The 16,010-nt window shown below is 64.8% G+C and carries 18 protein-coding genes; 9 read left to right on the top strand and 9 right to left on the bottom strand.

The features are described 5' to 3' along the window. Positions 1-3: 3 nt before the first annotated feature. From ABIE56_RS11245 to ABIE56_RS11235, 3 genes are read right to left on the bottom strand one after another with little or no spacing between them, the layout of a single operon-like run. Positions 4-339 (bottom strand): tRNA-binding protein, encoded by a 336-nt coding sequence (locus ABIE56_RS11245; RefSeq protein WP_429243898.1) that lies wholly within the window; start codon positions 337-339, stop codon positions 4-6. After that, positions 332-694 carry a UBP-type zinc finger domain-containing protein gene (locus ABIE56_RS11240; RefSeq protein WP_429243897.1) on the bottom strand — a complete coding sequence of 121 codons (363 nt, stop codon included), beginning with the start codon at positions 692-694 and terminating at the stop codon, positions 332-334. Before ABIE56_RS11240 ends, ABIE56_RS11245 begins: the two co-directional genes overlap by 8 nt. A gap of 47 nt (positions 695-741) precedes the next feature. Further along, positions 742-1,017, bottom strand: coding sequence for a hypothetical protein (locus tag ABIE56_RS11235; protein ID WP_429243896.1), 276 nt, complete (start codon positions 1,015-1,017; stop codon positions 742-744). Between the two features lie 158 nt (positions 1,018-1,175). On the opposite strand from ABIE56_RS11235, the gene ABIE56_RS11230 reads away from it, so the two are divergent. The 4 genes from ABIE56_RS11230 to ABIE56_RS11215 all read left to right on the top strand — a co-directional run bounded on the left by ABIE56_RS11230 (position 1,176) and on the right by ABIE56_RS11215 (position 4,455). Continuing rightward, positions 1,176-1,535, top strand: coding sequence for a DUF1304 domain-containing protein (locus ABIE56_RS11230; protein WP_429243895.1), 360 nt, complete (start codon positions 1,176-1,178; stop codon positions 1,533-1,535). A 70-nt stretch (positions 1,536-1,605) separates the two neighbouring features. Further along, positions 1,606-3,318: a hypothetical protein gene (locus tag ABIE56_RS11225; protein WP_429243894.1), complete on the top strand. Its 1,713-nt coding sequence runs from the start codon at positions 1,606-1,608 to the stop codon at positions 3,316-3,318. Positions 3,319-3,385: 67 nt separating this feature from the next. Then, positions 3,386-3,907 (top strand): tetratricopeptide repeat protein, encoded by a 522-nt coding sequence (locus ABIE56_RS11220; protein WP_429243893.1) that lies wholly within the window; start codon positions 3,386-3,388, stop codon positions 3,905-3,907. Positions 3,908-4,080: 173 nt separating this feature from the next. Next, the gene (locus ABIE56_RS11215; protein WP_429243892.1) at positions 4,081-4,455 is read left to right on the top strand and encodes a response regulator; all 375 of its coding nucleotides are present in this window, start codon (positions 4,081-4,083) and stop codon (positions 4,453-4,455) included. Between the two features lies 1 nt (position 4,456). Here ABIE56_RS11215 and ABIE56_RS11210 read toward each other — a convergent pair whose 3' ends face one another. Further along, on the bottom strand, positions 4,457-5,140 hold the full coding sequence (locus ABIE56_RS11210) for an HAD family hydrolase (RefSeq protein ID WP_429243891.1): 684 nt from the start codon (positions 5,138-5,140) through the stop codon (positions 4,457-4,459). A gap of 190 nt (positions 5,141-5,330) precedes the next feature. On the opposite strand from ABIE56_RS11210, the gene ABIE56_RS11205 reads away from it, so the two are divergent. After that, a complete protein-coding gene (locus tag ABIE56_RS11205) occupies positions 5,331-6,395 on the top strand; it encodes a DUF4105 domain-containing protein (protein WP_429243890.1) in 1,065 nt (354 codons plus the stop codon). Here ABIE56_RS11205 and ABIE56_RS11200 read toward each other — a convergent pair. Then, positions 6,302-7,354 carry a TraB/GumN family protein gene (locus ABIE56_RS11200; protein ID WP_429243889.1) on the bottom strand — a complete coding sequence of 351 codons (1,053 nt, stop codon included), beginning with the start codon at positions 7,352-7,354 and terminating at the stop codon, positions 6,302-6,304. The two genes, ABIE56_RS11205 and ABIE56_RS11200, sit on opposite strands and share 94 nt — an antisense overlap. 265 nt (positions 7,355-7,619) lie before the next feature. Between ABIE56_RS11200 and ABIE56_RS11195 the strand changes: the two genes are divergently transcribed. From ABIE56_RS11195 to ABIE56_RS11185, 3 genes are all read left to right on the top strand, one after another. Beyond that, a complete protein-coding gene (locus ABIE56_RS11195; protein ID WP_429243888.1) occupies positions 7,620-7,865 on the top strand; it encodes a hypothetical protein in 246 nt (81 codons plus the stop codon). Positions 7,866-7,929: 64 nt separating this feature from the next. Then, the gene (locus tag ABIE56_RS11190) at positions 7,930-8,169 is read left to right on the top strand and encodes a hypothetical protein (protein ID WP_429243887.1); all 240 of its coding nucleotides are present in this window, start codon (positions 7,930-7,932) and stop codon (positions 8,167-8,169) included. A 203-nt stretch (positions 8,170-8,372) separates the two neighbouring features. Next, a complete protein-coding gene (locus ABIE56_RS11185) occupies positions 8,373-11,240 on the top strand; it encodes a TonB-dependent receptor (RefSeq protein WP_429243886.1) in 2,868 nt (955 codons plus the stop codon). Here ABIE56_RS11185 and ABIE56_RS11180 read toward each other — a convergent pair. Beyond that, complete coding sequence (locus ABIE56_RS11180; protein ID WP_429243885.1) at positions 11,230-11,949, bottom strand: Crp/Fnr family transcriptional regulator; 720 nt, start codon at positions 11,947-11,949, stop codon at positions 11,230-11,232. The genes ABIE56_RS11185 and ABIE56_RS11180 overlap by 11 nt on opposite strands. A gap of 178 nt (positions 11,950-12,127) precedes the next feature. Here ABIE56_RS11180 and ABIE56_RS11175 point away from each other — a divergent pair, with 178 nt between their 5' ends. Continuing rightward, positions 12,128-12,310 (top strand): hypothetical protein, encoded by a 183-nt coding sequence (locus tag ABIE56_RS11175; protein ID WP_429243884.1) that lies wholly within the window; start codon positions 12,128-12,130, stop codon positions 12,308-12,310. Here the strand turns inward: ABIE56_RS11175 and ABIE56_RS11170 are convergent. The 3 genes from ABIE56_RS11170 to ABIE56_RS11160 all read right to left on the bottom strand — a co-directional run bounded on the left by ABIE56_RS11170 (position 12,307) and on the right by ABIE56_RS11160 (position 15,906). After that, positions 12,307-12,453, bottom strand: coding sequence for a hypothetical protein (locus ABIE56_RS11170; protein ID WP_429243883.1), 147 nt, complete (start codon positions 12,451-12,453; stop codon positions 12,307-12,309). The genes ABIE56_RS11175 and ABIE56_RS11170 overlap by 4 nt on opposite strands. A gap of 65 nt (positions 12,454-12,518) precedes the next feature. Then, positions 12,519-14,537 carry an ATP-binding protein gene (locus tag ABIE56_RS11165; RefSeq protein ID WP_429243882.1) on the bottom strand — a complete coding sequence of 673 codons (2,019 nt, stop codon included), beginning with the start codon at positions 14,535-14,537 and terminating at the stop codon, positions 12,519-12,521. Positions 14,538-14,544: 7 nt separating this feature from the next. Beyond that, a complete protein-coding gene (locus tag ABIE56_RS11160) occupies positions 14,545-15,906 on the bottom strand; it encodes an amidohydrolase family protein (RefSeq protein ID WP_429243881.1) in 1,362 nt (453 codons plus the stop codon). Between the last annotated feature and the right edge of the window lie 104 nt (positions 15,907-16,010).

The following is a 16,010-nucleotide window of genomic DNA, read 5'->3' as shown; positions in this document are numbered from 1 at the left end:
ACATCACGCGAGCCGCGTGCCGTTGGGCACCACGCGCTCGGTCGTGGCGACAACGACGCCATCGTCGGTGTGGAATCCCGTCAGCAGGAACTGTGAACGGACCGGGCCGATCTGCTTTTCGGGAAAGTTGATGACGCCGATGATCTGCCGCCCCACCAGCTCTTCGGGCTGGTACACGCCGGTGACCTGGGCGCTGGTCTTGCGCTCGCCGTAGGGGCCGAAATCGACCCAGATGAGGTAGGCGGGGCGTCGTGCTTCGGGAAATGCTTCGGCACGGATCACCGTGCCAGCCACCATCACGACTTTCGTGAAGTCGTCCCAGTCGATCAAATCAGTCATTGCGTTCCATCAATAGGCGTTGCCAGTTGCGCGGCACGGCGCCGGCGGGTCCCGGCGTCGGCTGGTCGATCGGGTGATGCTGGGGATCGGCCAGCCGGGGGCCATCCACTTCCTGGTCGGAACGGTAATCGTAGAACCAGTCCTCACCGGGCTCGAAGCTCTGGATGATAGGGTGGCCGGTGTCATGGAAATGCTTGCGTGCATGCCGGTTGAGCGAGTCATCGCAGCAGCCGATGTGGCCACATTCCGTGCAGCGGCGCAGGTGAAACCACCAGTCGCCCGTCGCGAGGCATTCCACGCAACCGGTGCCGCTCGGCGGGACGCTGGGTTGGATGTGCTTGAGGTGGTCACTCATGGGTCGGGCTCCGGGGCATCTCCCGGAATCGTACCCGAGCCGTAACCTCAGAACAGCTTTCCGGCTCGGCGGAGGGCAACGGCATGCATACGATCAACAGATGCTGCAAGGCTACGCAGGGCGACATGCAGCTCATCGTGATTTACCGGGCCGGTTTGCAGCAAGGTTTCGATGCGCTCGGCGGCATCGGCCACGGGCAGGTGTTCGTGCAGTGTGGCGTGGCGGGCGACGTGGCCCGCACGGAACTGGGCCTCGTCATAGTCACGGTGCAGCAGGGCCTGGAGGAGCCCGAGGGCCTCCAGCGATATCTCCTGGGCTGCCATGACGTTACGCATCCGGTAATGAAACCCGGCGGCGGGGCGGCGTGCAATCCAACGATCGGCCTACGTAAACCCACGGGTTGGGCGCTGGGTTGCCAAAACGCGTGATGCCGGGGCCCCGCATCGTTATGCTGCGCCCAACACGCCAACGAAGGATCGCCATGCCCTTGCTCGCCACCGTACTTACCGCGCTCGTCATCCTGATCCACATTTACATCGTGGTGCTTGAGATGGTGCTCTGGCGCTCGCGCGGTCCACGCGTGTTTGGTATTACCCCCGCCTTCGCCCAGCAAAGCGCCTCGCTGGCCTCGAACCAGGGCCTTTACAACGGCTTCCTGGTGGTCGCACTGGTGCTGGGCCTGGTGTTGCGCGAACCGTTCGCCACGGCGTTCGTGTTCTACGGATTGGGTTGCGTGGTTGTGGCCGGCCTGTGGGGCGCCATCACCGCGAGCCGTCGCATCCTGTACGTGCAGGCCTTGCCGGCAGCGCTGGCGCTGGCGGCCCAATGGATGGCACGCTAACGTCGCCATCTTCTCCGAGACGCCGCCGAGGGGGCGGGGCGTTCCTGCGAACCTACCGGATCAACGCTGGATGCCTGACACCGAGTTGCCGCTTGCCCGTCCCCGGGAAACACCTGCCTGCCGCCCGGCCACGTTCGAACTAGGGTTTGCCCTCGCCGGGGCCGTATCCGGCGGCGCTTACGCCGCGGGTGTGCTCGATTTCCTCTACGAGGCGCTCGAGCACTGGTACGAAGCGCGGGCGCAGGGCGCGCCCGTCCCCACCCATGATGTACTGCTGCGGGTAATCTCCGGCGCATCGGCTGGCAGCATCAACGGGGTGTTGTCGGCCATCGCCCTGCGTTACCGCTTTCCACATGTCCACCCCGGCACGGCGGTGACGGACAGTACCGGTAATCCGTTCTACGACGCCTGGGTCAAGCGCATCGACATCCGCGCGCTGCTCGGCAGCGCCGATCTCGCGGATCCAGCCCGGCCGATCATGTCGCTGCTGGATTCGACGCCGCTGGATGCGATTGCGACCGAGATGCTCGGTTATTCCCATCCCGAGGCGGCCACCCGGCCTTACATCGCGAACCCGCTGAAGTGCGTGTTCACCGTGACCAACCTGCGCGGCGTGCCGTACATGGTGCAGTTCAAGGGTAACCCCGAGATTCCGGGGCACGGCATGATGGCCCACTCTGATTGGCTGCGCTTCGCCGTGGATACGGAGCAGGGCGGCTACGAGGCCGTGTGGAAGTATCCCGATGAGCGCGTGGTTCGGGGGCCAAACCACCCTGGCAGCAGCCACTGGCAGGCCGTCATGGATGCCGCGCTTGCTTCCTCGGCGTTTCCTGCCGGCTTGCGCTATCGCGAGGTGGCGAGGCCCTGGGCGGATTACGACCAGCGCGTGGTCGTGGTGCCGGGCCAGGGCGGCCAGGCCACGCCCGTGCCCATCCCGCCTGCCTGGGGCGACGGCGAGGGCGCGCAAGGTGACTACCGCTTTGTGGCGGTGGACGGGGGCGCCATGGATAACGAGCCGTTCGAGCTGGCACGCACGGAGCTGGCCGGCACGCTCGGCCGCAACCCGCGCGAAGGCAATCGGGTGAACCGTATCGTGATCATGCTCGATCCGTTTCCCGAGGCGGAAGCGCCGGGGCCGGTGGAGGCTGCCGACACGAACATCGTTGAATCCATGGCAGCCTTGTTTGGTGCCTGGAAGCAGCAGGCGCGGTTCAAGCCCGAAGAGGTGGCGCTGGCGCTCGATACCACCGTCTACAGCCGCTTCATGATCGCCCCCAGCCGGCCGGCGGCTGATGGTGGCGCCCGCTGGATCGGCGGGCGTGCACTGGCGGCAGGCGCCCTTGGCGGGTTTTCCGGCTTTCTTGCGGAGGCTTACCGGCACCACGACTTCCTCCTGGGCCGGCGCAACTGCCAGCGATTCCTCGCCGAGCGGCTGCTCGTTCCGGCGAGCAACCCGATCTTCGCGACGTGGGTGGCGAACCCGGCGCTCTCGGGTTACCTGCGTACGATCGATGGTGAGGTGTTCGCGCCGGTGATCCCGCTCGTGGGTGGCTGCCAGGGCCTGCGCGAAGCGCTTCCCGCCTGGCCCAGGGGCGCCTTCGACGTCGATTCGCTCATGCCGCTGGTCGAGGGCCGCATGCAGGCGCTTTACAAGGGAGCTACGGCAACCATGGGCGGCCGTTTCGCCACCTGGCTCGCCTGGCGTTTCTACGTGAAGCGACTCCTGCTGGGGATCGTTTCCCGGCGTTTACGCAGTGCGCTGGGCGCCTTCGGCCTTTTGTGAGATTTGACGGATGGTTGTCCGGCCGGGCAATGTCGGGATGACGAACTGCACCATAGGAGTGCGATCCATGCTGCGTGTCAGTCTCGGTTGGTCGGCGGGGATGGGTATGGCGCTGCTTGCCGGGTGCGCGGGACACGGTACCTTGCCGCCCCCGAAGCCCGCCGTGGACGTGGCCAGGGACGCTGATGAGGCGAGGCATGCCTATGCGGCCGGTGACATGCGCCAGGCGGCCGAGTTGTACCAGGCGATTGTCGATGCGCAGCCAGAAGATGCCGATGCCTGGTTTCGCCTTGGCAACGCGCGGTTTCGGCTTCAGCAGCCGGACGCCGCCGTGCTCGCCTACGACCGTGCGATCCAGATACGCCCGGGGTACCCACCGGCGCAGTACAACCTGGGCGTGGTCCGGCTTAAGCAGGCCCAGGCGGCGATGATCGCCAGCGCCCAGGCAGGCCGGCCGGGCGACGACCTGCGCCGGGATAGTGCCCGCATCGCCCAGCGCCTGTCCCGGGTCGCCGATGACGTCGGGACGCGGAGCAAGGGCGATGGCGGAGCTCCACCCTTTATTGTCGAGCCGAACGACCAACCCTGAGATTTTTCGTTACCGTTTGGCAATTAGATCGAAGCAAAAAATGACGACGTTCGCATACGTGAAAGTACGCAAGCGCAAGAGTCTGATATCGGCCTGTTGGGCTATGGCCTGCATGCAAATTCGGTAGTAGCTTCGGGGCCGGGGAGTCCGAAACGTTAGCCGTGAGTGTCGTTATGGCCACTACTTCCGTCCTGCCGAGAGCCATCGTCTTTGAAGATCATTCGGGCCTCGCAGCTGCGTTGACCGATCTGCTGGAAGAGCGGCTGGGCTACGATGTCGCGGCGTGCGCAGGGTGTATCGAAGAGGCCATCCGGCTCGCCCATGTGGAGCGTTGCGATGTGGCGGTGGTTGACCTGGACCTGCAGGGCGTCATGGCGTATCCCGCCCTGGATGAGCTAAAGCGCCGGGGCATCCCCTACGTTCTCGCTACCGGCACGTTGCCGTTGGATATTCCAACGCGCTACCGGGCACCCATGGTGCGCAAGCCCTACAGCGCGCAACAACTGGAGCAGGCCATTCGCGAAGCCAGCGCCCCGCGGCCCTGTTGATTCACGGGGCCTGCGCGCCGCAGGCTTTGCGCAGCCACCCGTTCACCTCATCCAGGCCACTGACGACACTGGCGCATAACCTGCGCACTTCCGCCGAGGGTTGCTGCAGATCGGGCACCATGATCGTGGGGATGCCGGCGGAAACGGCCGAGCGGACCCCCGCATGCGAGTCTTCCAGCGCCAGGCAGCAACTGGCCGGCTTGTTGAGGATACGGGCGGCACGCAGGTACGGATCGGGAAAGGGTTTGCAGCGTTCGCAGTCACCCGAGGCAACCAGCGCATCGAAGCGATCGCGCAGGCCGAATGCCTCGAGGTGGTGGATGGCGGTTCGGTGTGGCGAGGACGTGGCGATGGCCCGGGGCATGCTGAATTCGTCCAGCGTATCCAACAACGCCATGACCCCAGGTTTCAGGCGCAGGTCCGTTTCGAACATGGCGTGGTAGCGCCGCGATGCCCCCTCCCAGACGTCGTCCAGGTCCACGTCTTCGCCGACGTGTTCGCGCAGCAGCATGCGTGCGGCTTGCCCGTGCAAGCCGACCATGCGCTGGCATAAAGCCAGCGGCAGGTCGATGCCAACCTCGGCCGCCGCGCCAAGCAGGGCATCGCGATAAAGGGCTTCGGTATCGAATAGGACGCCGTCCAGGTCAAACACGATGGCCTGGGGTGTTGCGGGAAAACGCACCATGCCTGCCCCCGATGGCCGCGCTGGCGGCCGGATAATGCCCCGTTTCGGCTTGACCATAGCGCGGGCCGCGGCGCAGCGCCATATTCCGGATGGGATTTTCTGGCGTGAAAACGATTGCACTGGCCAGCAGCTCCGTTCACGCTGTTGGCATGAGCCTTTCGCCGCGTACCACGTCATGAGAAAACGCCGCATGCTTGCCCGTAGCGTGGTGGGCGCCATCGCCGGGCTACTGCTGTTCGTGTCGGGCGCGTGGGGCGCACTGGCGCTGCGTTACCAGCTGCCCGGCCCACCGCCCCTGCGCCTGGCGGGTGCCATCGCCTGGTCGGTGCTCTACCTGGCGTTGCTCGTGGCGACCTTCGGCTGGCGCCTGTGGTGGGCGCCGCTTTGCCTGGTGGCGTTGCTGGCAGTACTCATGGCCTGGTGGGTGATGATCCCACCGCGGAACGATCGCCTTTGGGCCGATGATGTGGCCCACCTCCTTTCCGGTGAAGTCAGTGGTAACCGGGTCACGTTACACAACGTGCGCAATTTCGCCTGGCGCGCCGAAGACGATTACGACGCCCGCTGGGAAACCCGGGACTATGACCTCGATCACCTGGTATCGGCGGACGCGGTCCTTTCCTACTGGTCGAGCGAAGCCATTGCCCACGCCATGCTCTCGTTCGGGTTTGACGATGGCCGCCACGTGGTTTTCTCCATGGAGATCCGTCGTGAAAAGGGCGAGGCCTTTTCCGAGGTGGGTGGTTTTTTCAAGCAGTTCGAACTGGTGCTGATTGCCGCTGACGAACGCGACATCATCGGCGTGCGCACGAACATACGTGGCGAAGACGATTACCTGTTTCCGCTGCGCATGCCGCGGGAAGCGATGCGCTCGTTGTTTGTTTCGTACGTGGATGCGGCGAACCGGCTGGTGGAGAAGCCGCGTTTTTACAACACCATTACCTCGAACTGCACCACCATCGTTTATCGGATGGCCCGGCGTATCGACGAGGGCCTGCCCATGGATATCCGCTTGTTACTCACCGGCTACCTGCCCGAGTACCTGATGGATAATGGGGCGCTGGATAACCGCATGCCGGTCGATGAATGGCGCCACCTGGGCCGCATCACCGACCGTGCGCGTGCCGCCAGGCCGGGCGATGATTTCTCCGCGGTGATCCGTCAGGGTGTCCCACCCGCGGCCTTACCGTCCGAGGCATCGCCATCGTCGGGCGATTCCACCTTGAAGCCCCTGGCCTCCAGCGCGGAGAGGTAACCCTTCGGGCCGATCAGGTCATCGAGCGGCACGATGGCGACCGTCTGGGCGTTGGCGGCGGTTTCTGCATCGACGGCGGCGAGCCAGCGCGTACGTACCTGGGCGGGCACATCGGTCAGGCCTATCCGTTGGGCCAGGCCGCCTTCGGTCACGGCATCCAGGCAGGTCGAGATCTGCTTCGCGCGGCGCTCGTCGCGCAGGGCCTCCACGTCACCGGTGGCCCATGCGTTGGCCCGCTCGCGCATGGCGGCCAGTTGCGGCTCGATGTTGTCGACGCTCTGGGTGAAGCAGGACAGGTCATCCAGGGTCGACCGCTTGAATTCCTTCACCACGGTTCGCGGGTCATCGACCAGCAGCGTGTATTCAACGGGCACCTGCTTCACGTTGTGTGCCTTGGCCATCGCCACCACGGTATCGGTGATGTACCCCGACCTGCGCAGGCCGGACTTCTTCACGGCCTGCTTGTACAGCTCGATGGCGGCGAAGATGGGCCGGTAGCGTTCGATCTTGCGTTCGTCGCCGATGTAACGCGCTTTCACGCTCAGCCAGCGGGCATACACATCCGGCGGTACGGTTTCTTCGAGAGTCTTGCCGTCCGGGGAGTTGCGTACCCCGATGAGGGAGGGCAGCAGGGCCAGCTTGCCGAAGAAGCCGACGTTGGGCTTGACCTCGGTATGCGGGGGCAGGATGAGTGCCCCGGCGTGGGCGACGGCGTCATCGACCTCGTCGGTCTTCCACGTGATGTTCCCGGGAATGGGGGAGAGGGTGCCGAGGATCAGCAGGACGTGGTCACCGCGGGTGGCTCGCCAAAGCCCCGGGCCGGGCTGGATGCCACTCACCGTCACGGCCTCGAGCGTGGGGACGCTGGTGGCCGGCGGCGGCACCTGGGCGGCAGCGACGGAGGTGAGCGCCAGGGCAAACGAAAAGACCAGCAAGGGAAGGCGGGGGTATCGGCTCATGCGCGAAGTCTAGCGGAGGCCGTTGGGCGGTATCGCGACACGCGCGGCGCACCGCTCGCCTTGCATTCACGTGTGCCAGCGGCTGTCGGAGGATCCTGCGAGGGACGGCGTGCGCCGGCTTGCGTGCAGAAGCCGTGAAGGTTTCGCCACGTGTCCTTCCGTTGTGGACGTGCCACGGGAAGGCTAAGCTTTGTCGTCCGACCGTAAGAACCCATAGGCATGGGGCCGGCGGCATTGCATGTGCGCTGGAGCAACTTCGTTCCCCATGGCCCTGGTTATCTACGACATCCCGTTCAATCCCGACCTGGCCGGCCTGTGGCACGTCCAGCTCAACGGTGTGCCGACGGAAAACTTCGAATCGCGCGTGGCGGCCATCGCTTATGCGGTGCAGCAATCGAAGCTGCTGGGCACGCAAGGCCAGTTGCAGGTGCTGGTTTCGGTCGAAGGCGCCGATGGCGTGTGGCGCGAGTTCGAGTCCAATGCGAAGCGCCCGGTGCAAAGCCTGCAGTAGCGGCTGCACATCACGTTGATGTGCGATGGATAGGATGGTGACCTTACGGAGGAACCAGCTACCCATGGCACACCGCAAGATTGGTTATTTTGACGTTGAAGGTTCGTGCTACGTCGCGAAGCCCGGCCGTTGGCGCGGCAAATACGTCATCAGTGAAGACGGCGAAGAGTTGCAGGAAAAGCTCTGCGCCACGCTGCACGAGAATGAGGAAGACGCCTGCGCCGAAGGCCTGACGCTGGGTGTTGCCGCGGCGCGCAAACTCATGAAAGAGCGCGAGGGGTTTGACCCCGGCGAGCACGAATAGCGCGACGACGCGCTAGGCAATTCACTGCATAGGCCGTGCCAGAATGCGCCGCGCAATGCGGCGCAAGCTATTCCGAATGGCCGATGGTACAGGTCGTTTACACGGCGTAGGTTTTCATTGCGGCCCCGTGAATGTTGCGTTTTTCGCATATTCCCGCGCCGCACAGTCCCAGCCCCACTCCCCTAAGGCTTTGGAGACTCACAATGAAAATGCACGCACACATGGCGCCGCGGCGCCACGGCCTCGCTTTGTCCATCGCCACCGCCCTGGCTTGCGCCTGTGGCCCGATAGCGGCCCAGAACGCGCCACCCCCACCGGTGCCACCCCCGGCGCCGGCACCACAGCAACAGGCACCCCCTGCGGAAGACCAGAAGGGGACGACGGAGCTGGCCGCGATCACGGTGACGGGCTCGGCATTGCCGCGCATCGACGTGGAAACGCCATCGCCGGTGACCACGATAACCGCCGAGCAAATCCAGAAAAGCGGCCTCACTACCGTATCCGACGTCATCCGGTCGGTGTCGGCCGATAACAGCGGTTCTATCCCCCCGGCCTTCACTGGTGGCTTTGCGGCGGGTTCATCCGGCGTGGCGCTCCGTGGCCTCACGGTGAACTCCACGCTGGTGCTCATCAACGGCCGGCGCGCGGCGAACTACCCGCTCGCGGACGACGGACAGCGCTCCTTCGTGGATCTCAACACGATCCCGTCGAACGCGATTGAACGCATTGAAGTGCTGAAGGATGGCGCTTCCTCGCTGTACGGCGCGGACGCGATCGCCGGCGTCGTTAATATCATCCTGCGGCCGGGTTACCAGGGTACTGAGTTCACGGCGGATGTGGGTACATCGCAGCATGGCGGTGGCACCACGCGCCGTGGCACCGTGCTGTTCGGTGGTGGTGATCTGCGCAAGGATGGCTGGAATGCCTACTTCAGTGCGGAATACCAGAAGGACGACCGGATCAAGGTGGGCGACCGCGGTTACCCCTTCAACACCAACGACCTGCGCCGCAGCGGCGGCAACAATCTGATTGGCGGCCAGCCTTCGCAGAATTCCGGTTCGACGTTCGGTACGGTTACGCCGGGCACGCTTGGTACGCCGGGCAACGTCACCACGGGCATTCCTGACCCGGGCGCGGTCGCGCAACCGCTCGTGCCTTGCGGGGCGGGTAGCATGCTGGTGACTGACGATCCGAACAACCCAGGCAGCTACTGTGCTTATAACCGCACCCGGTATTTCGATATCGCGCCGGAAATGGAGCGCCAGGGTATCTACGGCCGGTTCACGCTCAAGGTCAGCGATACCTCGCAGGCGTATATCGATGCGAGCTATTACCAGGTGCGCACGGATTTCCGCGGACCGCCGCCACAGATCCAGGCCAGTACCCCGAACAACACCAATGCGATCGCGCTGCCGGCGACGTTGCCTGATGGTTCCCTGAACCCCAATAACCCCTTTGCCGCGCAAGGCAAGGCGGCGCTCATCAACTACACCTTCCCCGGCGCCCTGGGCGGTGGCGATAACAAGAACCATAACCTGCGCATTACCGGCGGCATGACCGGCACGTGGGGTGACTGGAGTTACGACACCGCGTTGGTGTTTAACCACGAATCGCTCGACATCAACACGCCGGGCCTTCTGAACTACAACGCGTTGATCGCCGCGGTCACGAACGGCACCTATAACTTCATCAATCCATCGGCGAATTCGCCGGCGTTGCTCCGTGCGCTGGCGCCCACGCTGCAGAAGACCTCCACCAGTGACCTGCAGTCGTTCGATTTCCGAGTGACGCGGCCGCTCATGGACCTGCCGGGTGGCTCGCTCGGCCTGGCTACCGGTATCGACGTGCGCCACGAAGAGCAGAACGATCCGGATCTTAATCCGGACCTCGCCGCCCAGGGCCTGGGCATCGCGCACACCAAGGGTGACCGCACGGTGACCGGTGCGTACGTTGAACTGGATGCACCGTTCCTCGAGTCACTGGAAGTGGATGTGTCGGGCCGCTACGACCATTACTCGGACTTCGGCAAAAACTTCTCGCCGAAGATCGGTATCAAGTGGAAACCCATCGACGAGCTGGCGTTCCGCGGCACGTTCTCGAAAGGATTCCGCGCGCCCAGTTTCGCGGAGAACGGCTCCAGCGAATCGGAAGGCTTCGCAACGTACACGCCGCCGCCCGAGTTCCAGGACCAGCACAACAACAGTGGTTATGTGCAGCCGTACCCGCTGGCATTCCTGACCTCGGCAAACCCGAAGGTGAAGCCTGAGCGTTCCAAGAGCTATACATTCGGCATCCTGTTCCAGCCAACCCAGGACCTCAGCGCATCGCTGGACTATTACCAGATCAAGAAAACCGGGGTGATCGGGCAGCAAAGCCCGGCGGCGGTGCTCGATGCGTACTACAACGGCCAGCCGTTGCCGACGGCGTCGAACATTATCGCCGATGTGCCTGATCCGGCGGCACCGAATGCGTTGCCGCGGCCGCTGGTTGTGGTGGCGCCTTACGTCAACCAGAACTCACTGAAGACCAAGGGCATCGACCTCGATCTCAAGGGCGGATTCAACTTTAGCGAGAACGTGCGGCTAACGAGCGAGATCAACCTCACGAAGATTATTTCGTGGACGCTGACCCTGCAGGACGGGACCACGCTTCAGTACGTCGGTACGCACGGCCCGTACGGCTTATCGTCGGGCGCCGGTACGCCGCGTTACCGTGGCTCGTGGGCGAACAGCCTGCAGATGGGCAAGTTGAACATCACCGGCACGCTGTATTACACCAGTGGCCTCAAGCTTACGGCACCGGATGTCGCGCCGGGGTGCCAGTCGACCAACACCACCACGGGCGATGATTTCCCTGCTTCGTGCCGGATGTCGTCATTCACTCAGTTCGACCTGACCGGCCGCTACGACCTGACCGAGAAAATCGCGATCACCGGGTCGATCCTGAATGCGTTTGATCGCAAGCCGCCGCTCGATCCGCTCAACTATGCGGCGCTCAACTACAACCCGACCTACGCACAGGGCGGCATTGTCGGGCGGTTCTTCACCGTTGGCGTGAGGGTCAAGCTGTAAGACCGTGCCCGGCCAGGGTGGCGGCGTCGGCAATGTCGACGCCGTCGCTCCTGACCGCCAGGGTGCCATCGGCGCGCAGGCGAGCCAGCATGCGCGTCACCGTGGCCGCGCTCATGCCCAGGTGCGAGCCGATGTCATCGCGCGACATTGGCAAGGGTATGAAGGTGGTATCGGGTTCGACCTGGCGGCGCCGCGCAAGCAGGTCGGCCAGGAAGGACGCGACGCGGGCGAGGGCAGGAGCATCGCCGCTCCGCGTGGCCCGGCGGCGCTCTTGCCGGCGCAAGCCACGCAGGTGGCTGGCGATGGCGTCGTCGTGCTCGCACAAGGCATCGGTGGCCGCGCGCGGGAAGCGGCAAAACCATGTCTTGCCCACTGCGACGACGGAGGAGGTGTGCTGCCCTTGCCGTGCGACATCCAGGGCGAACAGTTCGCCTGGCATGTGGAAAGCGAGAACGCGCCCGCCACCCACGGTCATGGCCAGGCCCGAGAGCACGGCGTAAGCCGCAAGGTGTGGTGCATCGGGCTGCACGAGGCGGTCGCCATCGGTGAAGGGGCCCACGCGCTCGACCACATCACGCATGGCCAGCAGTTCCGCGGCACCACCGCGTGTTGCCTGACATACCTGAGCGTGCCGGCACGAGGCGTTGCAACAGGCTGCGCCACGGCGCAGGGCTGGCGGGGGCATGGCGACGTCGGGGGCGTAGTGCACGGGTAAACCTCCCGCACGCGTGGAGCGTGCAGGCCCATTTTAGGCCGCAGGAACCTGCGGGGCGGCTGCCGTCAGTGGCATGCGCCCAAATGCCGCAGGGGGTGCTGGTATTGACGGCGCCGCGCCTTTCCGCTAACTAGGCGGTTGGGGGAATACCAGAAAGGGGGCCGCAAAGGCCATGGCAAGTCGTTCGTCGCTGTCCGATTACCTTGATACCACCACCGCACAGGCACTGCCCGATGGCTGCGTGCCGGGCACGGTCGCGCCATTCGTCATGCGCTACGGCGTCGATTTCCTGGTGGCTATGCAACGCGCCGCCGCGCAGGAACGGCGCGGCGCGGAAGAGGTCGAGCCCGCCTAATGACCTGATGGCTGTGTGGCCGGGGCCTGCCCATCATCCGGGACATCGCCCGCCGGACCGCCCTTGCGGATAGCACCCACCACGAATATCGCGAGCATGGCAACGATCAACGCGATCAGTGCGTAGTAGCGCGTGCGGTTCATGGGGGCTCCGGGTTTCATAAGGCGCAGTGTCCGCGTCGGCCGGTCAAGGAAATGGAATGCGCACGTTACGCCGGCGTGCCGTCGATCAGGTCTGCTACGGCATCCACCAGGGCGTGCACAGAGAAGGGTTTGCTCAGGATGGCGCAGCCCTCCGGTAGCACCGGGCTATCGGTGAAGGCTTCCCACGCATAGCCGGTGATGAAGAGCACCGGAAGGTTGGGTTGCCGCTCGCGGGCTGCCTGGGCCAGTCTACGGCCGTCCATGCCGGGCAGGCCGACATCCGTCACGAGCACATCGGGGGTGTCGTCGGCGGCCAGCAACAGCAGTGCTTCGTTCCCCTCGGCGCAATCACTGACCGTGTAGCCCGCTTCCTCGAGCACCTCGCGGGTCAGCGACCGCAGCATGTCTTCGTCTTCCACCAGCAGCACATGCTTTCCGCCGCCCTGGCGCGATGGGTTTTCGATGTGCGAATGCTTCGCCGCGGGCGCGCCCACGTGGCGCGGCAGCCACAAGCTCACCGTGGTGCCGCGGCCGGGGGCCGAGGTGATGATCGCGCGGCCGCCCGTCTGTCGCGCAAACCCATCGACCATCGATAAGCCAAGGCCCGTACCCTGGCCGATGGCCTTGGTCGTGAAGAAGGGATCGAACGCCTTTTCGACCACGGTCGCCGACATGCCGGTGCCGGTGTCGGTGACATCCACGACGACGTAATCCGAGGGACCGCGACCCATGTCGATACCTTCGGCGTTGCGTGTCGCGATCGTCAGGGTGCCCCCGTGCGGCATGGCATCGCGGCCGTTGATGGCCAGGTTGAGAATGGCGCTTTCGAGCTGGCTCGCATCCGAGAGCGTGCGCCACAGGCTATCGGCCATGGTGACTTGCAGGTGCACCTGTTCGCCCAGCAGCGGCCGCAGAAGCAGGTCCAGTCCGTGGACGATGGCGTTGGCGTCGACATCCGATAGCGATAGGGCCTGCTGGCGCGAGTAGGCCAGCAAACGGTGGGTGAGGCCGGCCGCGCGTTGGACGGCGCCTCGTGCCGCATCGAGTAGCCGGCGCGAGCCTTCCACGCGGCCCTGCTCCATGCGTTCGGTAACCACTTCGATCGCGCCGCCTATGCCGCCCAGGATGTTGTTGAAGTCATGGGCGATACCGCCGGTCAGCCGGCCCAGGGCTTCGAGCTTCTGGGCGTGGCGCATCTGGTCATCCATGGCGCGGCGCCGCTGCGTATCGCGGCCCATGCCGTAGATCACGTCGCCATCGGGCACACCGGTCCAGGCGAACCAGCGGAATTGACCATCCTTGCTGCGGATGCGCAGTTCCAGGTCCTCCACTACTTCGCCTTCGATCATCTGGCTGACGGCATCGCGCGCGCGGTCAAGGTCGTCGGGGTGGATCAGCTCTTCGAATCCCACGCCCATCAGGTCGTCCGGTGCATAGCCCAGTTCGGTTCGCCACGCCGGGTTCACGTCGCGATAGTGGCCATCGCGGGTCATCACGACATAAAGGTCACGGGCGATGGCCCAGACCTGGTCGCGTTCGCGGGTTCGCTGGTCAATCTCGACCTCGAGCGAGGCGTTGAGTTCGCGCAAGGTTTGCGTGGTGCGTACGGCGCGCGTTGTCTCGTTGGTGATCGCGTACATGCCGAATACCTTGCCGTGCTCGTCGCGCATGGGTGCGAACGAGAACGTCCACCAGGTTTCTTCCTCGAACCCGTGCCGGGTCATCCGCAGCGGCAAGTCCAGGTGCATGCTGCCTTCGCCGGCCAGCGCGAGTTCAACGTGGCGCCCCAGTTCATCCCATACGTCGTGCCACAGGTCGTGGAATGACTTGCCGATGGCGCCTTGCAGGCGTCGCCCCAGCATGGGGCGGTAGGGGTCGTTGAAGAAGAACTGCTGCCCGGGCGCCACGGAAAGAAACATCGGCCGTGGCGTATCGAACATGGTGGCAAGCATGGCCTTCAGTGCCACCGGCCATGCTTCGACGGGACCCAGGGGCGTCGTTGACCAGTCGAACGCGCGTATCTCCGCGGCCGTGGGCGATTCCGCCGGCAGGAACGCGAAGAGATCGGGCGAGCGGTGGGTCATGAGGGGCTCATGGGTTGAAATCTGTGACCTTGCCCGACACCTGGATGCCCCGTTGCCATACGGCCTGGATGTGTGTGCTGGCTTCAATATCCTTGCTGGGGTCGCCGTCGAGTACAACGAAATCGGCTCGCTTGCCGTTCGCGATGACGCCGCGATCATCCAGTCCAAGCAGGGCGGCGGCACGCTGCGTCGCCACGTTGATCGCCTGCACCGGGGTAAGGCCGGCGTCCACCATCAAGGCCAGCTCGCGGTGTTCCGCAAAGCCCGGGATGCGCAGGGGGGTGGCGCCGGAATCCGTACCGAAGCCCACCCTGATGCCGGCATCGTAGAGGCGTTTGAAGTTTTGCTCGTTCGTTTTCAGGGCCGCTTCGTTCACGGGCGTGGAACCATCGTTCTGCACCTTGTCGCGCCACGCGCCGTCGGCGAACTGGGTGGCAAGTGCCGGCTGCACGGCATGGGCGAAGAAGGGCTGATCCATCCACGCCGGGTGCCGGGCGTAGATGTAGGCGGCCTCATTGAGGTCGAGCGTGGCGACGTACCAGGTGCCGTGCTGCTTCATGGTATCGATGAAGCCCTGGTCGACGGGTTTGTCGCGAACCCCGTGGGCCAGGATGTCCACGCCGTCGTCGACAAGCTTGCGCGCGTCATCCAGGTAGTAGACGTGGGCAGCCACGCGCAGGTGCTTCGCATGGGCCTCTTCGATCACCGCCCGCCATATCTCGGGCTTCATCTTCACCGGCAGCGAGCCGTTGAAATCGTCGAGCCAGATCTTTACCAGGTCGGTACCGCGCGCGGCGGCGGCATCCACTGCGGCGCGCGCCTCGTCGGGCGTGGTCGGGCGATCGAGCTGGCTGGTTCCCGCCTGCATCATCTTCGCGGGCGGCGCGCCGCCAGGTACGCCAATGCCGTGGTCGGCGCCGAACAGGTCGGCGGCATCGGCCTTGCCCGCGTGCAAATCGGCGCGTAGCGGGTAGAACACATCGGGGTTATTCAGCCCCAGGCTGGTTACCGTGGTGACGCCGTAGGCGCGCCACTGGCGGAGCTGGCGAAGTGCGTTTTCACGCGAGTAGAGCGTGGGCTGGCCGCCCTTCGTTCCATCCACGAGTCCGATGTGCGAGTGATCGGAGATGAGGCCTGGGATGATGGTCTTACCGGTGTAATCCACGACCTTCGTGCCGTCGGGCATCTTCACCCGGAGGCCCGGCCCCACGATCGAGAAGTGATCCCCATCCACGACCAGGGTCACATCGTCCCTGGCCGGCGCGCCGGTCCCATCGATAACACGTGCCCCGCGAATAACCGTGGCGGCGTGGGCGCCTGTGGCGGTAAACAAGGCGGTGGCGAGGAGCAGGGGGCGGGGCAGGGTCATCGATGGATCCTTCAATAAACGTCTGGTTGCCCGTCACGGATAATGCACCACCTGCGAAGGGCATGTCGTTGCGAATGCGTTAGTGGCGCCATTGTCACGCCTGC

It is taken from the genome of Luteibacter sp. 621, from assembly GCF_050435445.1.
GTDB lineage: Bacteria > Pseudomonadota > Gammaproteobacteria > Xanthomonadales > Rhodanobacteraceae > Luteibacter.
The sequence above is the reverse complement of the archived record's forward strand: the minus strand, read 5'-3'. Positions and strand labels throughout refer to the sequence as shown.

Coding starts and splice junctions, on each gene's coding strand:
- ABIE56_RS11240 (WP_429243897.1), bottom strand. CDS start 694: ATGAGTGACCACCTCAAGCACATCCAACCCAGCGTCCCGCCGAGCGGC.
- ABIE56_RS11215 (WP_429243892.1), top strand. CDS start 4,081: ATGGCCACTACTTCCGTCCTGCCGAGAGCCATCGTCTTTGAAGATCAT.
- ABIE56_RS11225 (WP_429243894.1), top strand. CDS start 1,606: ATGCCTGACACCGAGTTGCCGCTTGCCCGTCCCCGGGAAACACCTGCC.
- ABIE56_RS11205 (WP_429243890.1), top strand. CDS start 5,331: ATGCTTGCCCGTAGCGTGGTGGGCGCCATCGCCGGGCTACTGCTGTTC.
- ABIE56_RS11230 (WP_429243895.1), top strand. CDS start 1,176: ATGCCCTTGCTCGCCACCGTACTTACCGCGCTCGTCATCCTGATCCAC.
- ABIE56_RS11245 (WP_429243898.1), bottom strand. CDS start 339: ATGACTGATTTGATCGACTGGGACGACTTCACGAAAGTCGTGATGGTG.
- ABIE56_RS11195 (WP_429243888.1), top strand. CDS start 7,620: ATGGCCCTGGTTATCTACGACATCCCGTTCAATCCCGACCTGGCCGGC.
- ABIE56_RS11185 (WP_429243886.1), top strand. CDS start 8,373: ATGAAAATGCACGCACACATGGCGCCGCGGCGCCACGGCCTCGCTTTG.
- ABIE56_RS11160 (WP_429243881.1), bottom strand. CDS start 15,906: ATGACCCTGCCCCGCCCCCTGCTCCTCGCCACCGCCTTGTTTACCGCC.
- ABIE56_RS11165 (WP_429243882.1), bottom strand. CDS start 14,537: ATGACCCACCGCTCGCCCGATCTCTTCGCGTTCCTGCCGGCGGAATCG.
- ABIE56_RS11175 (WP_429243884.1), top strand. CDS start 12,128: ATGGCAAGTCGTTCGTCGCTGTCCGATTACCTTGATACCACCACCGCA.
- ABIE56_RS11210 (WP_429243891.1), bottom strand. CDS start 5,140: ATGGTGCGTTTTCCCGCAACACCCCAGGCCATCGTGTTTGACCTGGAC.
- ABIE56_RS11235 (WP_429243896.1), bottom strand. CDS start 1,017: ATGGCAGCCCAGGAGATATCGCTGGAGGCCCTCGGGCTCCTCCAGGCC.
- ABIE56_RS11200 (WP_429243889.1), bottom strand. CDS start 7,354: ATGAGCCGATACCCCCGCCTTCCCTTGCTGGTCTTTTCGTTTGCCCTG.
- ABIE56_RS11190 (WP_429243887.1), top strand. CDS start 7,930: ATGGCACACCGCAAGATTGGTTATTTTGACGTTGAAGGTTCGTGCTAC.
- ABIE56_RS11220 (WP_429243893.1), top strand. CDS start 3,386: ATGCTGCGTGTCAGTCTCGGTTGGTCGGCGGGGATGGGTATGGCGCTG.
- ABIE56_RS11170 (WP_429243883.1), bottom strand. CDS start 12,453: ATGAACCGCACGCGCTACTACGCACTGATCGCGTTGATCGTTGCCATG.